Here is a 25,523-nt window from a genome sequence, read left to right on the forward strand (position 1 = left end):
ATGTAGATGAGTTGGATTGCTTTATTGTGGTCATACGCCATTAAGTTTGTTTTTTACTATCCCTTATTTATGTCGTATTTGTGGATGGTTGGAGCAATCATTTTCTACTGGAAAGAGCGTCAGGATCCGCCTTATCAGCAACCCGCCACTTTGCCTGAATACCCAAAAGTTGCGGTATTGGTTCCCTGCTTTAACGAAGGGGACAATGCCGAAGAAACCATTAGCCATGCATTGAAGCTGGATTATCCAAACTTTGAAGTCATCGCTATTAATGATGGTAGTTCTGATAATACAGGGGAAGTACTGGATCGCTTAGCGACACAGTATGACAAATTGCGTGTGGTGCATTTAGCACAAAATCAGGGTAAGGCAATGGGATTGCAAGCAGGCAGTTTGATGACTGATGCTGAATTCCTGATCGGGATTGATGGTGATGCCTTGCTGGATCCACATGCCGCAAAATGGATGATGCGACACTTTCTGGAAGATCCAACGGTTGCGGCTGTAACAGGCAACCCACGTATTCGGACCCGTTCAACATTGCTTGGGCGGATTCAGGTTGGGGAGTTTTCTTCGATTGTCGGTATGATCAAGCGTGCTCAGCGTACTTTTGGCCGTTTATTTACGGTATCTGGTGTCATTACCGCATTCCGTAAAAGTGCTGTGCATCAAGTGGATTATTGGTCACCGAACATGTTGACTGAAGACATTGATATCACATGGAAACTGCAACGTGCAGGCTGGGATGTACGTTTTGAGCCAAATGCACTGGTGTGGATTTTAATGCCTGAAACCTTCAATGGTCTATGGAAGCAGCGCTTGCGTTGGGCCATGGGTGGGGCACAGGTTTTGGTCAAGAATATTGACGTCTTCCTGAAACCAAAATTAAATTTTTTATGGCCTTTGATGTTTGAGCTGTGTTTGACACTCATTTGGTCATATTTGATGCTTATTATGGCTGTGATCTGGTTATTGCATTTTATTCTGGCAATACCGGCATTGGCGATCGTCAGCTCACCATTTTTACCGTATGGTAGTGGAATTTTATTGGGGGCAACCTGTTTAATTCAGTTTGCTTTAAGCAAATGGATGGATAGTCGTTATGAACCAAACCTAGGGAAAAATTATTATTGGATGATTTGGTACCCATTTGTGTTTTGGTTAATCACGATTACTGCTACAATCGTCGCCTTTCCAAAGGTCCTGTTGCGTAATGATGAAAAGCGTGCCCGTTGGATTAGCCCAGATCGTGGAATTCGTTGAATCGCAAAGATTCATTTTTGCTGAGAAAAAGCAATGAAAGCAGACAGTTTGATTATTGATGTACGTCGCCAGCTCCCATGGCACAAACGTTATTTTTCGACAACAACAACCGCAATGATGTGGGCAGCCTGGTTATTATTATGGCGTCCATTTATTTTGGTGTGGGTGTTGGTTGAATTACAAAAGACCCATATTGCCCAGCGTTTGATGTCGGCATTTAGTGATGGTCTTGAGCATGGTGTAACTGCCTTATTTATGTGTGCAGTTGCGTTATTGCTTTGGGGATTGTTGCCTGCCAAGCGTGTGCATCAAAAACATGTGGTGGAAAAGACACTGCCTGACTATGCACGTTATTTTGAGCTCCCTGAGCAAGAAATTCAGGCTGGACGTCAGCAGAAGGTGAGTGTTGTTCATCATGATGAGAATGGTAAAATTATTCGGGTGGAATAATCTTTATTGTTTTATATCGAATGCCTGAGTCTTTTGCTCGGGCATTTTTATTTTGTAGTGTTAAATTTCAGGCATAAAAAAACCAGCTTACGCTGGATTTTTATTTGCACCATATTTCATTAGTTGAAAAATGGTGCCCGAGGCCAGACTCGAACTGGCACGCTTTGTGGGCGGGGGATTTTAAATCCCCTGTGTCTACCGATTTCACCACTCGGGCATGTGCGCAATAATAGAGGACACTTTAAAACTTGGCAAGAGTAAAACTCACTATTTGCTTTCTTTTCAAGCGATTCATGCAGTTATCTGATAAAAAATAAACGGCAAAGGCTTCTTTTCATGATTATTTCATTAAACTGAGATCAAAGCTTCATGTTGGCAAATTAACTTTACTCATTTATTTAAACAAATAAAAGTAAAGGTAGCTATCACATGACAGCAAAAATTTCTCGGCGGGAACTCATTCAAAAAAGTTTATTCGGTTTCGGCGCGTTATCTTTATCGGTTGGCTTCACAGGGTGTAATGATAGCTCCGATCAGGAATCTTCAACTTTAAAAGTCAATTTTGAACATGGGGTTGCCAGTGGTGATCCGTTGAAAGATCGTGTGATCTTATGGACGCGTTTGACACCCAATGACAGCAGTGCACGTTTGCAAGTCACTTGGCAAATTGCACTGGATGACCAATTTAAGCAGATCGTAAAAACGGATAAAGTGACAACGGCTGCATCGCAAGATTTTACCGTGAAGGTCGATGCGACAGGGTTAATTCCAGATCAAAGTTATTTCTACCGTTTTATCTTTGGAGATAAAATTTCTCCAGTCGGACGAACCAAAACTTTGCCCACCAGCACCTCTAAAGTCAGTTTCGCAGTGTGTTCATGCTCGAATTATCCAGCAGGCTATTTTTATGTCTATCGTGAAATGGCCAAGCAAAATGTCGATGTGATCATCCATCTGGGGGACTATATTTATGAATATGGTGCCACTGGCTATGCCACGGAAGAAGCGAAGGAGCTGGGGCGGACATTACCCGCAGATAATGATAAGGAAATTATCAAGCTGGATGATTATCGCAAGCGTTATGCACTCTATCGTGAAGATCTGGATTTGCAGGCAGCACATCAACGTCATCCCTTTATTGTGATTTGGGATGACCATGAGTTAGCCAATGATACATGGCGAGAGGGTGCGGAAAATCATCAGCCAGATGAAGGGCCTTTCTTAGAGCGTAAACTTGCCGCATTACAGGCTTATTTCGAATGGATGCCGATTCGTCCAGTTGATGATCAACATACCAAGATTTACCGCCAGTTTGATTTTGGTAATCTGGTTCAATTAACGATGTTGGATACGCGAATTATCGCGCGTGATGAACAACTTGATTATGACGACTATCTGACAGCTACAGGACTGGATATTGCTAGGTTTCAGGCTGATTTAACCAATCCCGCACGTACTTTGATGGGTTATACCCAACTAGACTGGTTGCTTGGAAAATTGCAGCAATCAACAGCGACATGGAATGTCTTGGGGCAGCAAATTCTCATGACCAAAATGCTGGTACCTGCTGAGTTACTGTTTGCGTTGGCAGAAATTACTTCGGGAAATCCGAGTGATGAAACTTTGGAAAAAATGAATGCACAGATTGCTGAGCTGATTACCCTGAAAATCCGTTTGCAGAAAGGTGATCCGACGCTAACTGCACAAGAACAAGCACGTGTGTTAACTGTCGCGCCTTATAACCTTGATGCGTGGGATGGTTATTTTGCAGAACGTGAAATTTTGTATGGCACTTTGGCGCAATTAAAGAAAAAAGTCGTGGTGCTGGCAGGGGATACACACAATGCATGGTCTTCTAATCTATATAGTAAAGATGGTGCATTTGTCGGTGTAGAGCTTGCCACCAGTTCGGTGTCTTCACCGGGTTTGGAAAAGTACCTGAATATTCCTTTGGCGCAGTTACAGCAATTCGAATTTGCTTTTAATACATTGATTGATGAATTGAATTATTGCAATTTGAATCAGAGGGGGTATTTGATTGTTCAGTTTGATGAGACACAAGTCCAATCCCAATGGATTTATCTGGATTCAATCAAAAAACCTGTATATGCGATTGATCAAAGCCGTGGCTATCAGTTAAGTCTGGATAAAAATTTATTGCCAATGAAAACTGCTCAACAGGTGGCATAAATTTAAAAGTAGCAAAGGCCAAGTCATCATGCTTGGCTTTTTTTGTGACTCAAATTTCAGGCATAAAAAAACCAGCTTACGCTGGATTTTTTATTTGCACCAGATTTCATTAGCTGAAAAATGGTGCCCGAGGCCAGACTCGAACTGGCACGCTTTGTGGGCGGGGGATTTTAAATCCCCTGTGTCTACCGATTTCACCACTCGGGCTTTACCAATGGAGGCGGAGGTCGGAATCGAACCGGCGTACACGGAGTTGCAGTCCGCTGCATGACCACTCTGCCACCCCGCCATCTCTTGGTGATGCACATATTAGCAATCTTTAAAAAAAAAACAATAGTGTTTATCGCGAATATGCACATAAAAACAACATCTAAAAGAATATTGGTCAAATTATCATGTATTATTTACCCAATTCATTCATACCCACTTTGGAGATGCGCTGTGGCATTGGTTTTAGACGGTCGTGCATTAGCAAAACAAATTGAAACGGATTTGTTGGTACGTGTAGAAGCATTAAAAGCAAAATCGGGACGTACCCCAATCTTGGCCACCATTCTGGTTGGCGATGATGGTGCATCTGCAACTTATGTGCGTATGAAGGGAAATGCTTGCCGCCGTGTCGGTATGGATTCTCTTAAAGTTGAACTTCCAAAAGAAACCACAACTGAACAGCTTTTGGCTGAAATTGAAAAATTAAATGCCAATCCAGATGTTCACGGGATCTTGTTGCAACATCCAGTGCCTGAACAAATTGATGAAAGAGCGTGTTTTGATGCGATTTCATTAGAAAAAGATGTAGATGGTGTGACTTGTCTTGGTTTTGGTCGTATGGCAATGGGCGAAGCAGCATATGGTTCTGCAACACCAGCGGGCATCATGACGATTCTAAAAGAAAACAATATTGAAATCGCAGGTAAACATGCCGTAGTGGTGGGCCGTTCAGCGATTTTGGGTAAACCAATGGCAATGATGCTATTACAAGCCAATGCAACTGTGACCATTTGCCATTCACGTACACAAAATCTTTCTGATCATGTAAAACAGGCAGATATTATTGTGGGTGCAGTGGGTAAAGCTGAATTAATTCAAAAAGACTGGATCAAGCAAGGTGCAGTTGTTGTTGATGCTGGTTTCCACCCGCGTGATGGTGGCGGTGTAGGTGATATCCAGTTGATCGGCATCGAAGAAGTTGCGTCTGCTTATACACCAGTACCAGGCGGGGTCGGTCCAATGACCATTACCACATTAATTCGTCAAACCGTAGAAGCTGCTGAAAAAGCATTAGGATAAGCATCAACAACCCCTCGCTAAGAGGGGTTTTTTTAGAATTAAACAAATATGAGCTGTACTTTTCAATTTGCCAAAGCCCCTGAGCAATTGCTTAAAGCATTGCATGAAGTGATTCCAAACACGGATTTGCTGGCGCAGCAACTGCCTGAAACACCGATTTCACTCTGGTTAATTCCCCCGGTATTTCCAACAGATCGTTTAGATGATGAAGTGATCCGAAGAATCTGGAATGAAACACCGTACTGGATTTTTTGTTGGGCATCTGGTCTGGCAATGGCGCAATGGTTATTGGCAGAGCCGCACCATGTCAAAGATAAAGTGGTGCTGGACTTTGGCGCTGGATCTGGTGTGGTCGCCATTGCAGCAAAAATGGCGGGCGCAAAACGGGTGATTTGCTGTGATATTGATCCTGTCAGTTTGGCATCATGTCGTGAAAATGCATTATTGAATGATGTTGAACTGGAATATCTGGAGGATTTATATCAAGCAGAGCAAGTCGATGTGCTGCTAGCAGCCGATGTACTCTATGATCAATGTAATCGTTTCTTTTTAGATGAATTCTTGAAATTTGCACCTGAAGTGTGGGTGGCAGATAGTCGGGTGAAGAATTTTAGTCATCCTCAATATCTAAAAATTGACGAACGTAGTGCCACAACGTGGCCTGATCTGGATGAATCCAAAGAGTTTCGAAATGTGAGTTTTTATCGTACTAAATAAATGTGATTGTGGTTAAGGATGACCACGATTGCCTCATAAATAAATATAAAATTTTAACAAAGCAGGGTTAACGCCCATGTTAAAACATTGAAGTTAAAAAATGAAATTTTGCGACTGGATTGAATAACAAGATGAGGAGCGTACATGGGAATTGAACAAACTGATGATGGTAAACATGGCTCATTCAAGCTGTTGGAAGATGGCGTGCTAGCGGGAGAAATGGCGTATACATGGGCAGGAGATAGCATGTTAATTATTGACCACACGGATGTCAGCGATAAATTTCGTGGTCAAGGTGTTGGACACAAGCTTCTACATGAATTAATCGCATTCGTCAGGCAGCATCAGGTAAAAGTCATTCCTTTATGTCCTTTTGCAAAATCTGTATTTGATAAAGATCTCTCTATTCACGATGTTCTAAAATGATAAAAAAAGGACGTATTCTGAGCTGGATACGTCCTTTTTTTCACAATCAGCCTGATCAAGAACAGGTGTAACGTACAACTTTTAATGTAGTTGGACGTGTTTCAAGTGCCTGACGGGTCGCATAACCTTCGCTATTATTTAAGTCTGGTGAGTTCGATAGACCAAAAGTTGCGCGACTGTTACCAAGTTTGACGCCGTATTGTTCTTGCTGTGTCGGATTCATAATTTCATTAACGCTAAGCACTGAAATTTTGTAGTTTTTTTCTGCACCTAACACTTGCTTACAAGCGTGTTGTAACTTTTTCTCGTCAATATCACGATTGCTGTGAGCGGCAAGTGTATAAGCAATCGTCGCCGAAGTTGTTGTTTTATTTTCAATTTGATAGCCAGTCACACCATTATATTGATGTGGACTGCTTTGACAGGCTGCAATAAGAAGAGTACCGCTTACAAGAAAGAATAAATTCGTTTTTTTCATATCAATGGTCCTGTTATTTCTGCTTTTAGTATCGCATAAAAACAGTTTTTTATTGTGAGTTATCTTTAAAACACGGGCTATTCATCGTTTTTATGTTCAAAGTTAAAGAAAGAATTTTCGTTTTCGAACAATTTTGCATATAATCTGCCAAGTTTTTTATTTAATACAGAAGTCATTGCTTTTTTGCAGTATTTAGAGCCCGTTTTTTAACGGGCATTTAATTTATTGCACTATACACAAGCAAGTCTGGATAGGTATGTCATGATCTCTACAGATAGTCAAAAAAAATACGTGGTTGCATTTGACCAAGGTACAACGAGTTCACGTGCAATCGTATTGGATCACGATGCGAATGTCATCAGTATTGCTCAGCGTGAATTTACGCAAATTTACCCACAACCAGGTTGGGTTGAGCATGATCCTATGGAAATCTGGGCGACGCAAAGCGCAGTATGGGTAGAAGCTTTAGCGCAGGCAAGCATCTCAAGTGATCAGATTGCGGCGATTGGGATCACTAACCAACGCGAAACAACGGTCATCTGGGATAAGCAGACAGGTAAACCTATCTACAATGCAATTGTATGGCAAAGCCGTCAAAGCAATGAGATTTGTAATCAGCTTCGTCAGGATGGTTGGCAAGACTACGTACGTAAAGTGACGGGCTTGGTGATTGATCCATATTTCTCGGCAACAAAAATTAAGTGGATTCTTGATCGTGTTGAGGGAAGTCGTGAGCGCGCAGAACGTGGCGAACTGTTATTTGGTACCGTTGATACATGGTTGTTGTGGAAACTGACCAATGGTCAAGTCCATGTGACTGATTACACCAATGCATCACGCACCATGTTATTCAACATTGAAACATTGGAGTGGGATGACAAGCTACTTGAAGCATTAAATATTCCGAAAGCAATGTTGCCAGAAGTGCGTAGTTCTTCTGAAGTCTATGGCTATACTCACACCATTAGTGGTCAGGAAATTGGAATTCCAATTGCCGGGATCGCGGGGGATCAACAGGCAGCCTTGTTTGGTCAAATGTGTGTTGAAGTCGGTCAGGCAAAAAATACCTACGGTACGGGCTGTTTCTTGCTCATGAATACAGGTAAACGTATTGTTCAGTCAGATCACGGTTTGTTGACCACGATTGCATGTGGTGCGCGTGGTGAAGTGAACTATGCATTGGAAGGTGCGGTGTTCAATGGTGGCTCATGTGTACAGTGGTTACGTGACGAGCTGAAAGCCATTAATGACTCACATGATTCTGAATACTATGCAACCAAAGTAAAAGATAGCAATGGGGTCTATGTTGTGCCTGCCTTTACTGGTTTAGGTGCACCGTATTGGGATCCGACTGCACGTGGTGCGATTTTGGGTATTACCCGTGGTGTGAGTATTGAACACATTATCCGTGCAACCTTGGAATCGATTGCGTATCAGACACGTGATGTACTGGATGCCATGCAACAGGATTCGGGTGAAAAGTTACGTACCTTACGTGTGGATGGTGGTGTAACGGCAAATAACTTCTTGATGCAGTTCCAAGCAGACATTATGGGCACTTCGGTAGAACGTCCAGCGATGAAAGAGACAACGGGTATGGGCGCAGCCTTCCTTGCGGGTCTGGCAGTTGGTTTCTGGTCTGACTTGAACGAGTTAAAGAGCAGAATGACCATCGAAAATACCTTTACGCCAGAATGCGGTCAGGAAGTGACTGAAAAACTGTATAAAGGTTGGTTAAAAGCAGTCGGACGTACTCGTGATTGGGCGGAAGATTAAGCTAAAATAACCAGATTGAGTAAGACGTAAAAAATAATACAGGATGGATGAGCATGAGCTTGATATTGCGCCAACAGAAAACCCTCGAGTTAGTGAGAGAACGTGGCTATATCAGTATTGAGGAGCTTGCTCAACATTTTGATGTTACCCCGCAAACCATCCGTCGTGATATTAATCAATTGGCGGATGAAGGGTTATTACGTCGTTACCATGGTGGCGCAGCGCATGATTCAAGTGTAGAGAACACTGAATATACGATGCGTGTCGGCCATATGCTGGAAGAAAAAAGAACGATTGCAGCCGCTGTCGCTGCAGCCGTTCCAGATCATGCTTCATTATTCATTAATATTGGTACCACAACCGAAGCAATTGCGCATGCATTGTTAAATCATACTGGTTTGCGGATTATTACCAATAACCTTAATGTTGCGAAAATCCTCAGTACTAAAGAAGACTTTGAAGTCTTGATTGCTAGTGGTCGTGTTCGCCCAGATGGTGGGGTAATTGGACAAGCGACAGCGGACTTTTTTAAACAGTTCAAAGCCGATTATGCACTGGTCGGAATCAGTGGAATCGAAGAGGATGGGACTTTACTGGATTTCGATTTTCAGGAAGTTTGCGTTTCTCAAGAAATCGTTTCCAGTGCACGTCAGGTTTTTCTTGCTGCCGATAGCAGTAAATTTGGTCGTAATGCCATGATTCGCTTAGGTTCACTCAAGCAGGTGGATTGTATTTTTACGGATCAGCAACCGAATGATGCCTTTATGAAAACCATTCAGGAACTGGATGTTGGTTTGATTATTGCAACATAAATCTTCATTTTCGAAAAATTGTTACTTTTCTTGAGCTAAAGGCTTTTGGCTCAAGAGCACTTTATTAAAATAATCCTGATTCTCTTATAAACATTAGCTTTCCATCGTTTTCATCTTTGCATTGTCTTACTTTTCATTTTTGACCATTTATCTAAAAATGTTTATAAATTGGGTTTTTTGCGCTCATTTTTTATTGTTTATTTTCATTTAACATGTTTAAATGTTCGTAATTGAACAATAATGAACATTTGCGGTGATTTATGCAAACTTCTCCTCAGTTAAATGACAAAATTTATGATCTTGCTGTGATTGGTGGTGGTATCAACGGTGTTGGTATCGCAGCTGATGCATCAGGACGTGGTTTGTCTGTCTTCTTGTGCGAAAAAGATGATTTGGCGAGCCATACATCTTCAGCAAGTAGTAAGCTCATTCATGGTGGTCTACGCTATCTTGAACATAAAGAGTTTCGCTTGGTACGTGAAGCATTGGCTGAACGTGAGGTATTGCTAGCAAAAGCACCACATATTATTCGTCCTATGCGCTTTATCATGCCGCATCGTCCGCATTTGCGTCCAGCTTGGTTAATTCGTACAGGTTTATTCTTCTACGATCATCTTGGTAAGCGTGAAAAATTATTGGGTTCAAACAATGTCTATTTTAAAGAAGACAGCCCTTTAAATGCGGCGATTACCCGTGGTTTTGAGTATTCAGATTGTGCGGTTGATGACGCTCGTCTGGTTGTGCTCAATGCAATGCATGCCCGTGAAAAAGGTGCAGATATTGTGACACGTACCCGTTGTTTATCAGCACAACGTGAAGGGCAATATTGGGTCGTTGTTCTGGAAAATGAAAAAGGTCAATTCCAGATTAAAGCAAAAGCTTTGGTGAATGCTGCTGGTCCTTGGGTGGCGCAGTTTATCAAGCAGGATTTACAGCTTAAATCACCATACGGTATCCGTTTGATTCAGGGTAGTCACATCATTGTGCCGAAACTGTATGAAGGCGACAAAGCATTCATTATGCAAAATGATGACCGTCGTATCGTCTTTGCTATTCCATATCTGGATCAGTACACCATGATTGGAACGACAGACCGTGAGTATCAAGGTGATCCTGCACAAGTGAAAATTACACAGGAAGAGACCGACTATTTGATTAAAGTGAGCAATGCACACTTTAAAAATCAGTTAACGCAAGCTGACATTGTGTCGACTTTTGCGGGTGTTCGTCCATTGTGTGATGATGAGTCTGATAATCCATCTGCAATTACCCGTGACTATACCTTAGCACTGTCTAAAGAGTCGGCTGATCAAGCACCATTACTTTCAGTATTTGGTGGTAAATTAACAACTTACCGTAAGTTGGCTGAGTCTGCTATGCAGCAGTTGAAACCATTCTTCCCTGAAATGAAGGGTAGCTGGACTGCAACAGAAGCTTTACCGGGTGGTGAAAATATGGAGTCGGCTGAACAGTTAGCAAAAGAAATTCGCGCACAAATTACAGATGCTTCTGAAGCATTAGCAAAACGTTGGGCATCTGCATACGGTTCGCGCATCTGGAATATTTTGGGTGATGCAACTTCGGTTGAGCAGCTTGGACAGCATTTTGGTCAAGGCTTGTATGCAAAAGAAGTTGACTACTTGTATGCTTTTGAGTGGGTAAGCAACAGTCAGGATGTTTTATGGAGACGTTCTAAACTTGGTCTGAACTTTGCGCAAAGCGAGATTGAAAGTTTAGATGCGTATTTGGCAAATAAACCACATACAATTGTTGCCGCTTAAGTCTTTTCATAAAAAAGCCCTCTGATTTAGAGGGCTTTTTTTATTAGTATTTAAATTTCAGGGCGACGGTGTAATTTGCTGGTTCTCCGTAGAATGCCTGCCCATCAGTGAAGCTGTTCAGGTATTTTTTATCGGTGACGTTATCGGCATTGGCCTGAATGCTAAAGTTTGGACTGACTTCATAACTCGCCATTAAGTTAAGCAAGGCGTAATCACTTTGTTTGAGATAAGTGTTGTAGCTTGGATCAAAGCGTGTGATTTTGCTTTGCCATTTTAGACCTGCACCAACTTTCAGTTTTGGTAGCTGAGTAGGCGAGTAAGTTGTTAACAGATTAAAGCTTTGGGTTGGATTGTAGGTTCGTGCTGCGCCACCATTTTTCAGATCTTGCAGGCTAAATTGGGTATAGCCGAGAGAAACATTGACTTGATCTGTTAATTGTCCAGCTAAGCCAACCTCTACACCTTGTGAACGTAAGTCGCTGATTGCTGACGTACGGTTGAGCGGATGGCTGTCTGTCGGTCTGAGAGGATAATTATTTTCTTCAGTTCTAAACACCGCAAGTGTGCCTGTTAGCTTATTGTCTAACCATGCACTTTTTACCCCGATTTCGTAGCTTTTACCTTCGATTGGATCGGCTACTTTTCCAGTTGTTTCATCCACTGAAGTTTGTGGGCGGAAAATTGAGGTATAACTCATATAACCTGTATATTCAGGGGTAAAGTTATAAGTAATACCCGCATATGGTGATACCTTGCTTTCATCATAATTCATTGGTGAGCTATAACTTGAGCCTTCACTCTTGGCTTGAACATAGTTCGCACCTAATGTGAGTTTGAGGTCATTGGTCAAATGTAGGCGTGTTGCAGCATAAACGGATTGGTTGCGTTGGGTGTAATCCGCAGCATCCGTTAAAGCACTCCATGTTACATTGTTTGGTGTCCAGCTTGCCCAGCCAGTTGTACATTGTGTTGGATAGCTATTTGGCGCTGTACCACGAGTACAAGTTCCGATATTACTGTCGAGGATTGTTCCAGATTTTTGCTTATCCTTTTGTTCGCTTTGAGAAAAAGTGTATCCCATAATTGCTTCGTGTTCGCGCCCTAAAAGATCGAATTTACCCTGTAGGTTAAAATCGGCAGTTTGCAATTTATTATGTTCTGTTCCGCCCCAAGCTGTCAGATCTACATCCGAGCCATCCGCTTTAGGATAGCCATAATAGTAGAGTAATTGGCTTTGACGCTCTTTTTCATTGTAGTTGTAGCTAAGATTAGCCGACCATGTTTCCAGAAACTTTTGTTTTAATTCAATGAAAGCATTTCTAGAGGTGTTGTCCCAATATGTCCAGTCTGGATTTGGGTTGTAAGAACGATCATAGCTGATCTGTTTCCCTGAAGAATCCATCAGGGGTAAAGCCCCCCAGTTGTTGGCATTTGGTTTATTTTTTTCTTGGCTGGCGCCCACTGTAAGTAGGGTGCTATCTGTAAGATCAGCCTCTAAAACGCCTGCAATTCCGTTTTTTTCGGAAGAATAGCGATCTAAATGTGAGTCACCTGTTTGTTCAAAGCCAGCAAGACGACCACGAATATTGCCACTTGGTGTAAGGCTACCAGAAGCATCTGCTTCGTAGCGTTGGGTGTCCCAAGAGCCATAGCTTAGTCCTGCATTGGCTTGAAACTCTTTAGTTGGGCGTTTGCGAATATAGTTAATGGTTGCGCTCGGGTCACCAAAGGCATTGGTTAATGCATCTGCACCTTTAATGACTTCAATGCGATCATAAAAGAAACTATCTGGATTGGTGTCATTATAATTCCATGCGCTTGCAGGAAAGCCGACGCCATCGACCAGAATGTTCGAAATCTCAAAACCACGTGCCATATACACAGAGCGTTCAGTTTCAGATGAATTGACGATAACGCCCGGCGTATTATTTAAAATGTCACGGGAACTGGTAAGGCCAAAATCATCCATTTGTTGGCGTGTGACAACATTAATGGTTTGAGGAACTTCTTTGGCTTCAATGTTGAGCTTGGTTGCACTTGAGCTATTTTTAATGGTGTAAGCTTTGGTTTTTTCGCTGGTACCATCATCCTGAGTAGCTTGAACTTTAATTGTTGGGAGTTGTTGCGATCCTTCATCAAGTGCATGGCTATATGAGCTGATACTGACTAATGTAGAGATTGCTAAAAAGAGAGGGGTGCGTTTGAACAGCGGAGAAGAACTCATGCCTACAACCATGTAAATGAGAAATATTATTATTACAATTATTGTTAATATTCGTTAACTTTGCAATTTATTTTGTCTAAAGCTTAATGGGAATAGTTAGAGCTAAGCAGGGGATTGATAGAAAATTTCGAAAAGCCATTAAAAAAGGCCGCCTAAGCGACCTTTTTATTCTCTTTGAATCCCCTTTTAAAGAGGGAAACGAAAGAAATTAAGCAGATTTAACAGCTGCTAATAATTCATTTTGACGATCTTTAAGTGCTTGAGGTAAGCGATCACCAAGTTTAGTAAATAGCTCGGTGTGGCTTTCAAGTTCTTTGATCCACTGGTCTTTATCTTGCGCTGTTACTGTGTTGAATTGTTCTTTAGAGAACTCAATACCAGTCCAGTTCAATTGTTCGTAAGTTGGAACATAACCGATTGGTGTCTCAGTCGCTTCAGCACGGCCTTCACAACGATCGATGATCCACTCAAGAACACGCATGTTTTGACCAAAACCAGGCCATACGAAGTTGCCTTCTGCGTCACGACGGAACCAGTTTACGTTGAAGATTTTTGGTAATTTGTTACCAGCAGCTTCAGCTTTCGCGCCAACTTCTTTACCTAGTTGTAACCAGTGACCGAAGTAATCAGCCATGTTATAACCCGCAAATGGAAGCATTGCGAATGGATCGCGACGAACGATACCTTGTTGACCAACAGCCGCAGCAGTTGTTTCAGAACCCATAGTTGCAGCTTTATAAACGCCATCAACCCAGTCAAATGCTTCAGATACTAAAGGCACTGTGTCTGCACGACGACCGCCGAAGATAAACGCAGAGATTGGTACACCCGCTGGATTTTCCCAGTCAGCATCAATCGAAGGGCATTGACCCGCAGAAACGGTAAAGCGTGAGTTTGGATGCGCAGCTTTTTCGCCTTCAACGTATGGCTGGCCTTTCCAAGTGATAAGATCAGCTGGAACTTCTTTAGTTAGACCTTCCCACCATACTTCGCCGTCTTTAGTCACTGCAACGTTGGTATAGATAACATCTTTATGCATCGTTGCGATACAGTTCGGGTTGGTTTTGGTATTTGTACCCGGCGCAACACCGAAGAAACCAGCTTCAGGGTTGATTGCATATAAGCGACCATCTTCACCTGGTTTGATCCAAGCAATATCGTCACCTACAGTCTCAATCTTCCAGCCTTCATAGCCAGCTGGTGGAATCAACATTGCAAAGTTGGTTTTACCACAAGCAGAAGGGAATGCAGCTGCGATGTAGTGTTTTTCACCTTGCGGATTGGTCACGCCTAAAATAAGCATGTGTTCAGCTAACCAGCCTTGCTCACGACCCATTGCAGAAGCAATACGTAATGCTAAGCACTTTTTACCAAGTAAAGCATTACCGCCGTAACCAGAACCGTAAGACCAGATTTCACGAGTTTCTGGATAGTGAACGATATATTTTTCGTTGTTACATGGCCAAGCAACATCTTTTTGACCATCTTTAAGCGGTGCAGCAACCGTGTGTACACATGGGATGAATTCGCCATCTGTGCCTAACACGTCATAAACTGCTTTGCCCATACGTGCCATTTTTGTCATGCTGACAGCAACGTAAGGAGAATCTGTTAATTCGATACCGATGTGAGCAATGTGGCTTCCTAAAGGACCCATCGAGAAGGGAACCACATACATGGTACGGCCTTCCATTGCGCCGTCAAATAATCCATTTAATTTTGCGCGCATTTCCGCAGGTGCAACCCAGTTATTTGTTGCGCCAGCATCTTCTTCATTTTGTGAACAGATATAAGTGCGGTCTTCAACACGAGCAACGTCAGAAGGATCAGAATTTGCAAGATAAGAACCAGGATGTTTTTCTTGGTTGAGCTTTTGCATGGTGCCGTTAGCGATCATCAAGTCCATTAGACGTTGATATTCCTCTTCGCTTCCGTCACACCATTCGATATTTGCTGGTTTGGTTAATTTTGCAATTTCTTCCACCCATGCAATTAGCTTAGGGTGACGAACGAATTCTGGTGCGTTCACTTGGGTCATGGTGATGCCTTTTTAAAGTGTGTACAACGTACAAGTTCTATCTACTGGATGACAGTAAGACAGATGAAGTAAAAAAAGTGGCTGTATTAAAGCATAAAATCATAAAAAATATAAGACTAAAGAATAGGGTAGGGTCTAAAGCATGGAATCCACTTTTGTTTTTAAGGTATTGTTTTTATTTAATTTAATCATTTTATATTTTGCTATTTTGTTTTTTTATATATGTTATTTTTGTTATAAATTTTTAATAAAAACAAATATTTAGTATATTTTAAAATTTCTTGAGAATTGTTATTGATTATATGAATGAAGCTCATTCAAAATTTACATAAACAAGCTATTATTTGTTGATTTTGTAAACAAAAATAAGCCTGTAATCTTCTTTAAGGTTGAAAATTATGGCCCCCGATGTAAAGCCTTTGTCTATTATTTATAATCAAAAATCAGGTTTTCATGCAGCACAACAAGATGAAGAATATGAGCGTCTGATGACCTTCTGGACGCAATATGGATTCGAAATTCAGGTTTTTGAGCTGAGTTCTCAAACTGATTTTGATGCCATGATGAGAACGGTGCTGGCTCGACATCAACAGACTGAGTCGCGTGGCGTTGTGGTGGCAGCGGGAGGAGATGGTACTTTAAATGCGGTGGCAAAAAAGTTGATGCATACCGATATTCCGATGGGCATTATTCCGTTGGGGACTTTTAATTATGTCGCACGTGTCTTGAATATCCCGCTAGATGTTTTTGAGGCGGCAGAAGTGATTGCAACTGGCGCGATTCAAAAAGTCCATATTGCCACGATTAATGATCAAATTTACTTAAATAATGCCAGTCTTGGGCTATATCCTTTATTTATTAAAAAACGGGAACGTTTTAATCAGCATTTTGGACGGCTTCCGTTAAATGCCTATACTTCTGCACTGGATGTATTACTGCGTGAGCATAAATCCCTAAAACTGTCCGTGAGTGTGGACGGGGAAAAATATCCAGTCGCAACGCCATTGATTTTCTTTGGCAATAATCAGTTGCAACTCAGCGACATGAAATTAAGAATTGCGGAATGTGCTGCCAATGGCAAACTGGCTGGCGTGGTGGTGGCTAAAAGTGACCGTTTCAGTTTATTAAAAATGTTATGGAAACTGATTCAGGGAAAAATCGATCAAGCTTCAGGGGTTTATTCATTCTGTGCTGAACATATACTGGTTGAGTGTAAAAAACCACAGTTAACAGTTGCGTTAGATGGAGAGTTAAAAGAGATGCAAACTCCATTAAAATTTGCAGTCGAAAAATCTGCGTTAAAAGTGATGGTTCCGAATGTTACTGCATCTGTCTGATCTGCATTTTGGAACAGAGCGTGAAGCTTGTATTGATGCGATCAAGGCGTTTTGTCAGCAGCATCGTCCAGAAGCTGTGGTGGTGAGTGGTGATCTGACGCAACGTGCGCGTATTAAGCAGTTTTATGCTTGCCGTCAATTTCTGGATGCACTGTCGATCCCTTATCTGGTGGTGCCTGGTAATCATGACATTCCGCTTTATCATGTCTGGAACCGTTTTTTTTCTCCTTTTGTGCGTTATCAGGCCTTTTTCGGTCGTATGGAAACCACTTTGGAAACTGAACATTTCTATCTGGTTGGTGTAAACAGTATTCGGCGGCGATATCACACCCGAGGACATGTTTCACTGGAGCAGATTCATGAAACTTATCAGCGGTTGAACAGTGCGCCAGCCAATAAAATAAAAATCGTGGTATTCCATCAACCTTTTTATACCTTTCCAAATGACCATGGCGATAAGGACTGTCCAGTATTAGGAAAAATTGCTTTAGAACAATGGGGCAAAACAGGTTTGTTCGGTCTTTTGCATGGTCATTTACATAAAGTGGCAGTACACGATCTCAATCAGATTTTTCATTTAGGATTTGACCATCCTATTCTGGATATTCATGCAGGAACAGCCACATCCAAGCGTTTACGTTTTGGATTATCAAATAGTTTTAATGTGATTTCGGATGACGGTCTGATAGAGCATTACTGGTTTGATGAATCCGTTAAAACATTTGTGAAATCACAAAATGTTGTTTAATTCGGCATAACTTCATTATTGTGCTCAAAAAAACATCTATAAGTAGAATTTTTTTTCATTTTCCCCTTGAAGCCATTTTTTTCATCCCCAAAAAAGTGGCATACCAAAATTTTATATGTGTTGCCACGAACTGGTGACACACATTAATCAATAAGACTAAGTCTGATGGAGTTAACTATGAGCAACATTCGTCCATTACATGATCGTGTTGTGATTCGTCGCGTAGAAGAAGAAACTAAAACGGCTGGTGGTATTTTACTTCCAGGTTCTGCTGCTGAAAAACCATCTCAAGGTGAAGTAATTGCAGTGGGTAATGGTCAGATCACTGACAACGGCGTTCGTGCTTTAGACGTTAAAGTTGGCGACAAAGTATTGTTCGGTACTTATGCAGGTACAACAGTAAAAGTAAGTGGTGAAGAACTCTTGATTATGAAAGAGTCAGATATCTTAGCTGTGCTTGAAGGCTAATCGACACATAACTCAAATTTATTATCAGATTCAGTATTTAAAAAGATTCGGAGTTTAACATGTCAGCTAAAGACGTAAAATTTGGTGATTCAGCTCGCTCAAAAATGATTGCAGGCGTTAACGTACTTGCAGATGCTGTAAAAGTAACTTTAGGTCCTAAAGGCCGTAACGTTGTAATCGACCGTTCTTTCGGTGCACCACACATCACTAAAGACGGTGTGACTGTTGCAAAAGAAATTTCTTTGAAAGACAAGTTTGAAAACATGGGTGCTCAACTTGTTCGTGAAGTTTCTTCTAAAACGAATGACATCGCGGGTGACGGTACAACAACTGCAACTGTACTTGCTCAAGCAATTTTAAATGAAGGGATCAAATCAGTGACTGCTGGTATGAACCCAATGGATTTAAAACGTGGTATCGACATCGCTGTAAAAACAGTTGTTGAAAATATCCGTACCAACGCAAAACCTGCTGATGATTTCAAAGCAATTGAACAAGTAGGTTCAATCTCTGCAAACTCTGATACAACTGTGGGTAAACTTATCGCTCAAGCGATGGAAAAAGTAGGCAAAGAAGGTGTTATCACTGTAGAAGAAGGTTCTGGCTTCGAAGACGCTTTAGACGTTGTAGAAGGTATGCAGTTCGACCGTGGTTATATCTCTCCATACTTCGCGAACAAGCAAGATACGCTTACTGCTGAACTTGAAAATCCATTCATCCTTCTTGTTGATAAAAAAATCAGCAATATCCGTGAATTGATTACGGTATTAGAAGCTGTTGCTAAAACAGGTAAACCACTTCTTATCATCGCTGAAGATGTGGAAGGCGAAGCGCTTGCTACACTTGTTGTGAACAACATGCGCGGTATTATCAAAGTATGTGCGGTTAAAGCACCTGGTTTTGGTGACCGTCGTAAAGCAATGCTTCAAGACATCGCGATCTTGACTGGCGCGACTGTTATTTCTGAAGAAGTAGGTATGTCTTTAGAGCAAGCTTCTCTTCAAGATTTGGGTACTGCACACAAAATCACGGTATCTAAAGAAAACACTGTGATCGTTGATGGCGCGGGTAATGCTGCACAAATCGCTGAACGTGTTCAACAGATCCGTGCGCAAATCGAAGAATCTACTTCTGAATATGACAAAGAAAAACTTCAAGAACGCGTTGCTAAATTAGCAGGCGGTGTTGCAGTCATCAAAATTGGTGCAGCAACTGAAGTTGAAATGAAAGAGAAGAAAGACCGTGTAGATGATGCACTTCACGCAACTCGCGCAGCGGTTGAAGAAGGTGTTGTTGCTGGTGGTGGTGTTGCATTAGTACGCGCTGTAAATGTGTTAGATGGCTTAAAAGGCGCTAACGAAGATCAAACAGCAGGTATCAACATTTTACGTCGTGCGATCGAAGCGCCACTTCGTCAAATCGTTTCAAACGCTGGTGATGAGCCTTCTGTTGTGATTAATGCAGTTAAAGCGGGTGAAGGTAACTTCGGTTATAACGCTGCAACTGGCGAATATGGCGACATGTTAGAAATGGGTATTCTTGATCCTGCTAAAGTAACGCGTTCTGCACTTGAACACGCAGCTTCTGTTGCTGGTTTGATGTTGACTACTGAATGCATGATCACTGACATCCCAGAAGATAAACCAGCTGCACCAGATATGGGCGGTATGGGTGGTATGGGCGGCATGATGTAAGCTGCTCATATGAGGTTTAAGTTATTGTAAATTAATATTATTTAAGCCATAAATTTTTAACTTACTCACGATGTTACTCACATATGAGTTTGTTACAAAAAAGGTCGCAAATTTTATTTGCGACCTTTTTTAATTTTATAGTTTGTAGTTAAGCATTCTTGAATTTTGTTGTATGAATCTATCACTATAACTAATAACAAAATTAATCTTATCCTTAAGTAATACATAGCTTAATTAAAAATCTATTTTTATGTTATATAGTGCTAGTTAAGAAATTCTGTGAGATACAGTATGGCTAAACGTCTTAATGATTCCAGTGGTGAAAATCGGAAAGTTCGTCCAGCCTTGGTGAGTCAAGTTCTCCCCATACAATTCAATAATGATGAGGCCACAAAGCGCATTGTGAGGCACACGGTCAAACGTGTAATTCTGCGGCATAAAGATGAACTTTATGCACTTGCTTATAAATGAGTCGAATTATAAAAAGCTTTGAAATTGTAGCCGATGATGAAATCGTAAAGGGGGACTGAAGTCGACGTATTGATAACTATGATAAACTTGAAGAAATACTAAGCCGATAGCTAGTTATACTATAACAATTAGAATAATTTACTTGAAATAGCTACTGAGCTCGATATTAACATAGATGGTTGGTCAGATACTTTAGTAATCCGTGCTTTCTTAAAAAAGTCTGGTTAAAAATAAAATTTTGATTATGTTATGAATGAATATATGGGAAAAATACGCCTGAGAAAAATCAGGCGCTTTTGACTTAGAACAATATCTATTTCATTCTGACGTAAGAATGTAGTTTTCCTCATTCAGAATACAGGTAAGGACATAACTATTCAGCCAGTAATTTTTACGACCATCTTTTATTGGTCTTTTCACACGACCATTTTTGATTCGATCATATAGCTCTTTTTCAGAGATATTCATTCTTAATGCGAATTCAGAAGTAGATACACGTCGTTCTGTATTTGTTAAGTCTATCGAAACAACCATTAAAGATCTCCATTAATATTTAGTTTCAAGAGAAAACCTCTTAAAATAAAGACTATCAAAATACTCAAAAAAAAGATGAGATATGTTTAAAAAATCAAAAAAAAGACATAATTTTTTGATTATGTCAGTAAATAATCTTTTGTTGATTGTTAGTATAACAATGTTGGCTACTTAGCTCATTTAAAATAAATGAGCTAAACGTATACTGCTTTATCTTTTAATTTTAGGTTGCTATTTAAAAGGATTTTTAGGATCAGATAAAATCGCGTTTTTCTTGTCGTTAAAGTTTCTACCTTGATCTGAAAATTTAAATTCGTCAATTTCTGATTTTATAAATAAATCTTTGCTAAAATAAGTTTTAGTTTGATAAAGCTCTATCATCTTAAGCGTAATATCAAGATAATTAGTTTCAATATCTTGTAATTTAAAGAGTGAGATAAGAACACTTCCAAGAAAAAATTTCTCATGATTTTCTTTCTTCTTGTCTTTAATCTTCTGATTTCTTTTTTTATAAGAATTATTTAAAGAGCTTTTAATTTCATCATGGGCCTGTTGTTTAATTTTATCAGGAATTTTTTTATTGTAATTTTTTAGCATCTTTAATGCTATTTTTAATCTTTCATCAGTTTGAGAGGAAGGGCGTTCATGTCCGCTAAAATCAACGATATCGTTTTCAATATCAGAGCGATCATTTTCTGCGATTGTGCAAATAGCGTCCATTAATTTTTCAAGTTTTTGTAATTCTAAAATTTTGTGATATTTATTGTTTAATCTTTTTGTATCTTCTTCGGTAAATTGATTTTCTGTTTTAGATTGAATTAATTGGAGTACCAACTCATCTGAATGGGTACGTCTTGCTATCTGTCTTAAGTGTTTTTCAACTCTTAAAGAAATTTCATTCACTGTTAATTTAACTCTAGCCATTTTGAAACCATCTGTATTTAAGAAAATGTTGGTATATCATAGAGTCCAAAAAAAAATCCTCATAAGTTGCGTTTTTCAAAAAATACTACTCTTCTGTTAATTTATGGCTGTTAATAGGGGGACAGATAAAAAATCTTTTTTGCGAATGCAAAAAAGATTTTTTATATCTCGTATCCGTGTCTTTTAAATTATCGCTTCGCTCTCATTTAAAAGGCACTTCTCCTCGTGCTGCGCAGCCCTGTTAATTATAAGTTACTGTTTATTAATGAGTAGGGAGTGTTACTCATGTATTTTATCGGCGTTACTCATGTGCTTTAAAGCCGTTACTTATGTGCTTCATAGCTGTTACTCATGTTTTATGTAACTGTTACACGATTTTTGGAATAATTTTATATGATTGTTTTTATTGAGAAAAATAAATATCTGTATTTTTTGTAGTCTGTTACTCATGTGATTTTATTTCAAGTATGTTTTTTGATCAATATTGCGATTTTTTTAATTTTTCTCCATAAAACTCATCATAAATTTTTAAAATTTTGTAGGATCTGATATTCCAATTTAATCAATATCGGAGATAAAAATGTATTATTTTCATTTAAGTCATAACGTAAAAGGTAATATTCAAATAAAATTAAGTGACGGTCATTCAAAGTATAGACTGTCAAAAAGTGCATATCACTATATTACTCGTACATTATATTTTTCTAAGCATAAAAGTGAGATTGAAGAACTGGAATATTGTAATTCATATAGTATGCCTGAATGGGCTCATAATCACCCTGATCTGTTTTGGGAGGCAGCAGATAAATATACAACTAAAACCAGACGAACCTCATCACATATTACAATTGCTTTACCAAAAGAATTAGATAAAAAGCATCGTATTGAACTATCTGAAAGATTAATGCATGAATTTTGCGGTCAATATAAAATGCCATCTACAATCGCAATTCATAATCATGTTGCTGCGCTTGATGGACAGTCAGAACAACCGCATTTACACTTATTATTTTCTGAAAAAAGTATGATGGATAATATTCAACGTTCTCCAGAAAAGTTCTTTAAACAACATCGGCCAAAAAATCCTAGTAAAGGAGGCGCATTAAAAATTACTGCTGACGTACTTGGGTGGGGTCGAAATATATTATTTCACTATCGAACAAAAACTGAAGAAATAATAAATGAATTTTTAGAAAAATATGCACCAAGAAAAATAGTAGTAATACATAATACTCAATTAGAAGTGAGTAGTGCAGTGTCGTGTTTATCAAATAAAGATTATAATAAAAAATATGGAACCAAATTAGAGGATGTTCCTCAAATTCCTAGGCACTTACTGTATAGCACCGATCCTGAAGATCAAGACAAGGTAGCAGAATGTAGAAAGGAGATTCGGGAAATTCGTCAAAATAACCTGTATGAACTCTATAAAAAAGAGTATGAGTTAGCGCTGGCTAAAAAAAGTGAACAGGAAAATTCGAAAACTCATCATCGTAATCAATCGAAAGATCTAGATTATGACTTTTAATATCCATAGATTAAAAAACCAAGGTCGGTTATCTCTGATGAGCCAATTCAATGGATTTAATCAGTCTTTATTCAACCTTTGATTTAATTAAATGATCCGTCTATGCACTTTCTGTAGACAGATCATTTGAAATTGATCTTCGTACGATTTGACCTACTTCTTTAAATAATTTTCCATTTGCAATTGCTCAAGTTGATGCCATTGGTAACGCTCATTTCCTGCAAGACTCTGTTTAATATAGGCAATATGCTGAAGAATCCGCTTTTGATATTTCAAGAGTTGTTGAATGCGTTGATCATCATAATCAATATCTACACGTTGCTGTCTGAGTGCTTGATAAAAGCAGCGGTAATTCATATCCATATTTTTTAACGTTTTCTTTGATGCAGCAGGATGGAGTGGTTGGTTTAATCCTTTTACTGAATAAGATTCATGTGTGACAAAGTCGGGGCGTAGACGGGATTCTTTTGCCACTTTTAATGTTGGTTCAAATGTATTTGATTTAACCTTGATATTTTGAAATGGCTGTTGAATTGAATTTATTAACATGGATGACTGGACGCCTTGAGCAGAATTCTCCAGAGAGGATGTGATTAGGACTGGATCAGGAGTTGGAACGATCTCGTTAGGCAGATTGTTTTGCCCATTATTCACTGTGATGAGTTGTTTTAACTTCTTATAGTTAATCGTATAGAAATTAGTTTGTAGCCATTTATTTTGTGCCAACTTTTCAATCAAAAGAACTCCAGCTTGTTTTAACTTTGCCACAATTCGTTTAATCGTTGATACGCTATAAACGCCAAGTGTCGTCTGCCATTGCTCATAGCTGTGAAACCAGTATTTTTTACCATTGTAGATTTTCCCCTCGTTATTTTCTAAGCAATAATGCAGTTTCTGGAGAAAATTAGCGGCGGCCACGCCATACGCTTTAGCAAGCGCAGGCGAAGCAATTAAAGGATAGTCTCCCGAAATTAGGAGATTGTTATTCTTCTTAGCCTTCGACATGACCAGCTCCAAACAGCACACGCTGTGCGCGCTCAATCAACTTGTGACGTTGATGCGTACGGAATGCCCATAGAGAGGAGAGGTTATTATTTTGGTTAAGTTTTGCGACTTTAAGAAGTTGTTTATCATTCATTTCATGCATACATTCACGAATGATTTGATGTGCTTGTTCAAGCTCTTTGAGCAAGGAATTTGCGGTGTCCACAGCAATATAAAGATTTGCCAACGTTTGACGCTGAGGATTTGAAATAGATTTACCGAGTTCAACAATCAGTTGAGAGGCTTGTTTTTTAGATGTGCAAGTGTTTGCACAATGAAGAATCGAGTTCATAGCAGTAGTCCTAGATAAGTTTTAACACCTACCATCATTACTTCTCACGGTAATGGTGGCAGCAAGACAGGGGTGAGAATACTGAATCTAGGATCAGCCAACCTTACGGTTGCCCTGCAAGCTGCCATAACGACTGCTAAACAGTAGACAAAAAAATAGCCGCTAGTGCGACATTAATTTGCACCTAGATTGTATCAGGTTCTCACGCCTGAACACAGATTTTGCTGTGTAATACTAGGTTAGCTGGGTATACCTTAACCTGTCAACGATCCAATTCAATATTTTTACATATCTTAACATTAAATAATTTATTGATTAACCTGAAGATATTTTAGGTTTCTGACGGCTAAGAAACTGATTGCCTACGTATTGAGGGACGGCTATCTTTGCTTGATATTTATGCGTTTGGGATTTTGATTAATCTACTCAATAGAGAGTAGAAGAGAGGAAATTATAAAATCGAGGGTGATTATTCAAAATAATGAGATGAATTGACTATCGATTCTTGATAGCTTCAACAATATTTAAGACTTTGACCAAGCCTTCTCTAGTTTGAATTTGTTGAACCGGGATATCACCTGAAGCTGTATTGAATGTATTCATAAAATTAGAAATCCATTCTGGATCATCGCTCATTTGTGCAGATAAACCTTGATAAAGACGTATCAACAATAACGCTGATTCACCTTGTGGAGAGGAAGGATCTAATTTAGCCGAGTTTTCCATTTGCTGGATTGTGTTGAGTTCCCAGCCGATTAAAGAGGTAAGCTGAGTTTTGCTTAGACCGAGTTGATCAGCAGCCTTGAATACAGCTTGAGCTAAAAAAGTTTTGGGATCGGGTTGTATAGCGATAGAACTCATTACATCTTCCCACAAAATTTTGAAGATATTTGATTCTATCCCATTTAGTTAGATTTAGTGAACGTTAAGATTCTTCAACTCAATCAATTTAAAAGCAGTTTAAACACAATATTGATCATCTGACTATTTGTACAGATTATCCTGACTAAATCAAACTAAAAGGGATGAATACGGAAA

General features: G+C 39.7%; 22 protein-coding genes and 3 tRNA genes. 14 read left to right on the top strand and 11 right to left on the bottom strand.

Features of this window, described 5'->3' with window-relative positions; all coding sequences use genetic code 11:
* Positions 1 to 6 precede the first annotated feature (6 nt).
* The gene (gene pgaC, locus PJ15_RS00260; protein WP_047426587.1) at positions 7 to 1,263 is read left to right on the top strand and encodes a poly-beta-1,6-N-acetyl-D-glucosamine synthase; all 1,257 of its coding nucleotides are present in this window, start codon (positions 7 to 9) and stop codon (positions 1,261 to 1,263) included.
* Between the two features lie 33 nt (positions 1,264 to 1,296).
* Positions 1,297 to 1,713, top strand: a complete 417-nt coding sequence (gene pgaD, locus PJ15_RS00265) for a poly-beta-1,6-N-acetyl-D-glucosamine biosynthesis protein PgaD (protein ID WP_005259094.1) — start codon at positions 1,297 to 1,299, stop codon at positions 1,711 to 1,713.
* 131 nt (positions 1,714 to 1,844) lie between these two features.
* On the opposite strand, the gene PJ15_RS00270 is transcribed toward pgaD, so the two are convergent.
* Positions 1,845 to 1,930 (bottom strand) — tRNA-Leu (locus PJ15_RS00270).
* 212 nt (positions 1,931 to 2,142) lie between these two features.
* Here PJ15_RS00270 and PJ15_RS00275 point away from each other — a divergent pair.
* Positions 2,143 to 3,903 carry an alkaline phosphatase D family protein gene (locus tag PJ15_RS00275; RefSeq protein ID WP_047426590.1) on the top strand — a complete coding sequence of 587 codons (1,761 nt, stop codon included), beginning with the start codon at positions 2,143 to 2,145 and terminating at the stop codon, positions 3,901 to 3,903.
* 121 nt (positions 3,904 to 4,024) lie between these two features.
* On the opposite strand, the gene PJ15_RS00280 is transcribed toward PJ15_RS00275, so the two are convergent.
* Positions 4,025 to 4,110 (bottom strand) — tRNA-Leu (locus PJ15_RS00280).
* An 8-nt stretch (positions 4,111 to 4,118) separates the two neighbouring features.
* Positions 4,119 to 4,192: transfer RNA gene (locus PJ15_RS00285), tRNA-Cys, on the bottom strand.
* A 152-nt stretch (positions 4,193 to 4,344) separates the two neighbouring features.
* Here PJ15_RS00285 and folD point away from each other — a divergent pair.
* The 3 genes from folD (at position 4,345) to PJ15_RS00300 (ending at position 6,336) form a co-directional block, all read left to right on the top strand.
* Positions 4,345 to 5,193, top strand: coding sequence for a bifunctional methylenetetrahydrofolate dehydrogenase/methenyltetrahydrofolate cyclohydrolase FolD (folD, locus tag PJ15_RS00290; RefSeq protein ID WP_047426592.1), 849 nt, complete (start codon positions 4,345 to 4,347; stop codon positions 5,191 to 5,193).
* Between the two features lie 48 nt (positions 5,194 to 5,241).
* Positions 5,242 to 5,910 (top strand): class I SAM-dependent methyltransferase, encoded by a 669-nt coding sequence (locus tag PJ15_RS00295; protein ID WP_047426595.1) that lies wholly within the window; start codon positions 5,242 to 5,244, stop codon positions 5,908 to 5,910.
* Positions 5,911 to 6,054: 144 nt separating this feature from the next.
* On the top strand, positions 6,055 to 6,336 hold the full coding sequence (locus PJ15_RS00300) for a GNAT family N-acetyltransferase (protein ID WP_047426598.1): 282 nt from the start codon (positions 6,055 to 6,057) through the stop codon (positions 6,334 to 6,336).
* 55 nt (positions 6,337 to 6,391) lie between these two features.
* Here the strand turns inward: PJ15_RS00300 and PJ15_RS00305 are convergent, their stop codons facing one another.
* On the bottom strand, positions 6,392 to 6,814 hold the full coding sequence (locus tag PJ15_RS00305; RefSeq protein WP_004770368.1) for a hypothetical protein: 423 nt from the start codon (positions 6,812 to 6,814) through the stop codon (positions 6,392 to 6,394).
* Positions 6,815 to 7,075: 261 nt separating this feature from the next.
* On the opposite strand from PJ15_RS00305, the gene glpK reads away from it, so the two are divergent.
* From glpK to glpD, 3 genes are all read left to right on the top strand, one after another.
* The gene (glpK, locus tag PJ15_RS00310; RefSeq protein WP_047426602.1) at positions 7,076 to 8,590 is read left to right on the top strand and encodes a glycerol kinase GlpK; all 1,515 of its coding nucleotides are present in this window, start codon (positions 7,076 to 7,078) and stop codon (positions 8,588 to 8,590) included.
* A gap of 53 nt (positions 8,591 to 8,643) precedes the next feature.
* Positions 8,644 to 9,402: a DeoR family transcriptional regulator gene (locus PJ15_RS00315; protein WP_047426606.1), complete on the top strand. Its 759-nt coding sequence runs from the start codon at positions 8,644 to 8,646 to the stop codon at positions 9,400 to 9,402.
* Positions 9,403 to 9,662: 260 nt separating this feature from the next.
* Positions 9,663 to 11,183 (top strand): glycerol-3-phosphate dehydrogenase, encoded by a 1,521-nt coding sequence (glpD, locus tag PJ15_RS00320; protein WP_047426609.1) that lies wholly within the window; start codon positions 9,663 to 9,665, stop codon positions 11,181 to 11,183.
* A gap of 43 nt (positions 11,184 to 11,226) precedes the next feature.
* On the opposite strand, the gene PJ15_RS00325 is transcribed toward glpD, so the two are convergent.
* A complete protein-coding gene (locus tag PJ15_RS00325) occupies positions 11,227 to 13,419 on the bottom strand; it encodes a TonB-dependent siderophore receptor (RefSeq protein WP_047426612.1) in 2,193 nt (730 codons plus the stop codon).
* A gap of 196 nt (positions 13,420 to 13,615) precedes the next feature.
* A complete protein-coding gene (locus PJ15_RS00330) occupies positions 13,616 to 15,445 on the bottom strand; it encodes a phosphoenolpyruvate carboxykinase (GTP) (protein ID WP_005259074.1) in 1,830 nt (609 codons plus the stop codon).
* A 398-nt stretch (positions 15,446 to 15,843) separates the two neighbouring features.
* Between PJ15_RS00330 and PJ15_RS00335 the strand changes: the two genes are divergently transcribed.
* The 4 genes from PJ15_RS00335 to groL all read left to right on the top strand — a co-directional run bounded on the left by PJ15_RS00335 (position 15,844) and on the right by groL (position 19,692).
* Positions 15,844 to 16,782: a diacylglycerol/lipid kinase family protein gene (locus PJ15_RS00335; protein ID WP_047426615.1), complete on the top strand. Its 939-nt coding sequence runs from the start codon at positions 15,844 to 15,846 to the stop codon at positions 16,780 to 16,782.
* Positions 16,763 to 17,530, top strand: a complete 768-nt coding sequence (locus tag PJ15_RS00340) for a metallophosphoesterase family protein (protein ID WP_047426618.1) — start codon at positions 16,763 to 16,765, stop codon at positions 17,528 to 17,530. The genes PJ15_RS00335 and PJ15_RS00340 overlap by 20 nt, the downstream gene beginning before the upstream one ends.
* Positions 17,531 to 17,707: 177 nt before the next feature.
* Positions 17,708 to 17,998, top strand: coding sequence for a co-chaperone GroES (gene groES / locus PJ15_RS00345; RefSeq protein WP_004652030.1), 291 nt, complete (start codon positions 17,708 to 17,710; stop codon positions 17,996 to 17,998).
* Positions 17,999 to 18,057: 59 nt separating this feature from the next.
* Positions 18,058 to 19,692, top strand: a complete 1,635-nt coding sequence (gene groL / locus PJ15_RS00350; RefSeq protein WP_004770360.1) for a chaperonin GroEL — start codon at positions 18,058 to 18,060, stop codon at positions 19,690 to 19,692.
* A 789-nt stretch (positions 19,693 to 20,481) separates the two neighbouring features.
* Here the strand turns inward: groL and PJ15_RS18755 are convergent.
* Together PJ15_RS18755 and PJ15_RS00365 are read right to left on the bottom strand one after the other, a co-directional pair.
* A complete protein-coding gene (locus PJ15_RS18755; RefSeq protein ID WP_047426628.1) occupies positions 20,482 to 20,697 on the bottom strand; it encodes a hypothetical protein in 216 nt (71 codons plus the stop codon).
* Between the two features lie 231 nt (positions 20,698 to 20,928).
* The gene (locus tag PJ15_RS00365) at positions 20,929 to 21,621 is read right to left on the bottom strand and encodes a hypothetical protein (RefSeq protein WP_047426629.1); all 693 of its coding nucleotides are present in this window, start codon (positions 21,619 to 21,621) and stop codon (positions 20,929 to 20,931) included.
* Positions 21,622 to 22,201: 580 nt separating this feature from the next.
* Between PJ15_RS00365 and PJ15_RS00370 the strand changes: the two genes are divergently transcribed.
* Positions 22,202 to 23,149 carry a MobA/MobL family protein gene (locus PJ15_RS00370; protein ID WP_047426630.1) on the top strand — a complete coding sequence of 316 codons (948 nt, stop codon included), beginning with the start codon at positions 22,202 to 22,204 and terminating at the stop codon, positions 23,147 to 23,149.
* 153 nt (positions 23,150 to 23,302) lie between these two features.
* Here PJ15_RS00370 and PJ15_RS00375 read toward each other — a convergent pair whose 3' ends face one another.
* From PJ15_RS00375 to PJ15_RS00385, 3 genes are all read right to left on the bottom strand, one after another.
* On the bottom strand, positions 23,303 to 24,154 hold the full coding sequence (locus PJ15_RS00375) for a hypothetical protein (protein ID WP_047426631.1): 852 nt from the start codon (positions 24,152 to 24,154) through the stop codon (positions 23,303 to 23,305).
* The gene (locus tag PJ15_RS00380; protein ID WP_047426632.1) at positions 24,141 to 24,485 is read right to left on the bottom strand and encodes a hypothetical protein; all 345 of its coding nucleotides are present in this window, start codon (positions 24,483 to 24,485) and stop codon (positions 24,141 to 24,143) included. Before PJ15_RS00380 ends, PJ15_RS00375 begins: the two co-directional genes overlap by 14 nt.
* A gap of 495 nt (positions 24,486 to 24,980) precedes the next feature.
* Positions 24,981 to 25,346: a toxin-antitoxin system, antitoxin component, Xre family protein gene (locus PJ15_RS00385; RefSeq protein ID WP_047426633.1), complete on the bottom strand. Its 366-nt coding sequence runs from the start codon at positions 25,344 to 25,346 to the stop codon at positions 24,981 to 24,983.
* Positions 25,347 to 25,523 lie beyond the last annotated feature (177 nt).

The organism is Acinetobacter sp. neg1, from assembly GCF_000788125.1.
Classification (GTDB): domain Bacteria; phylum Pseudomonadota; class Gammaproteobacteria; order Pseudomonadales; family Moraxellaceae; genus Acinetobacter; species Acinetobacter vivianii.

Bases quoted from the DNA above. Each gene is read 5' to 3' on its own strand.
- PJ15_RS00370 (WP_047426630.1), top strand. From the start codon at position 22,202: ATGTATTATTTTCATTTAAGTCATAACGTAAAAGGTAATATTCAAATA.
- glpD (WP_047426609.1), top strand. From the start codon at position 9,663: ATGCAAACTTCTCCTCAGTTAAATGACAAAATTTATGATCTTGCTGTG.
- groES (WP_004652030.1), top strand. From the start codon at position 17,708: ATGAGCAACATTCGTCCATTACATGATCGTGTTGTGATTCGTCGCGTA.
- PJ15_RS00330 (WP_005259074.1), bottom strand. From the start codon at position 15,445: ATGACCCAAGTGAACGCACCAGAATTCGTTCGTCACCCTAAGCTAATT.
- PJ15_RS00335 (WP_047426615.1), top strand. From the start codon at position 15,844: ATGGCCCCCGATGTAAAGCCTTTGTCTATTATTTATAATCAAAAATCA.
- PJ15_RS00385 (WP_047426633.1), bottom strand. From the start codon at position 25,346: ATGAGTTCTATCGCTATACAACCCGATCCCAAAACTTTTTTAGCTCAA.
- PJ15_RS00275 (WP_047426590.1), top strand. From the start codon at position 2,143: ATGACAGCAAAAATTTCTCGGCGGGAACTCATTCAAAAAAGTTTATTC.
- PJ15_RS00365 (WP_047426629.1), bottom strand. From the start codon at position 21,621: ATGGCTAGAGTTAAATTAACAGTGAATGAAATTTCTTTAAGAGTTGAA.
- PJ15_RS00325 (WP_047426612.1), bottom strand. From the start codon at position 13,419: ATGGTTGTAGGCATGAGTTCTTCTCCGCTGTTCAAACGCACCCCTCTC.
- groL (WP_004770360.1), top strand. From the start codon at position 18,058: ATGTCAGCTAAAGACGTAAAATTTGGTGATTCAGCTCGCTCAAAAATG.
- PJ15_RS00380 (WP_047426632.1), bottom strand. From the start codon at position 24,485: ATGAACTCGATTCTTCATTGTGCAAACACTTGCACATCTAAAAAACAA.
- pgaD (WP_005259094.1), top strand. From the start codon at position 1,297: ATGAAAGCAGACAGTTTGATTATTGATGTACGTCGCCAGCTCCCATGG.
- PJ15_RS18755 (WP_047426628.1), bottom strand. From the start codon at position 20,697: ATGGTTGTTTCGATAGACTTAACAAATACAGAACGACGTGTATCTACT.
- PJ15_RS00295 (WP_047426595.1), top strand. From the start codon at position 5,242: ATGAGCTGTACTTTTCAATTTGCCAAAGCCCCTGAGCAATTGCTTAAA.
- PJ15_RS00315 (WP_047426606.1), top strand. From the start codon at position 8,644: ATGAGCTTGATATTGCGCCAACAGAAAACCCTCGAGTTAGTGAGAGAA.
- PJ15_RS00340 (WP_047426618.1), top strand. From the start codon at position 16,763: ATGTTACTGCATCTGTCTGATCTGCATTTTGGAACAGAGCGTGAAGCT.
- PJ15_RS00300 (WP_047426598.1), top strand. From the start codon at position 6,055: ATGGGAATTGAACAAACTGATGATGGTAAACATGGCTCATTCAAGCTG.
- glpK (WP_047426602.1), top strand. From the start codon at position 7,076: ATGATCTCTACAGATAGTCAAAAAAAATACGTGGTTGCATTTGACCAA.
- pgaC (WP_047426587.1), top strand. From the start codon at position 7: ATGAGTTGGATTGCTTTATTGTGGTCATACGCCATTAAGTTTGTTTTT.
- PJ15_RS00305 (WP_004770368.1), bottom strand. From the start codon at position 6,814: ATGAAAAAAACGAATTTATTCTTTCTTGTAAGCGGTACTCTTCTTATT.
- PJ15_RS00375 (WP_047426631.1), bottom strand. From the start codon at position 24,154: ATGTCGAAGGCTAAGAAGAATAACAATCTCCTAATTTCGGGAGACTAT.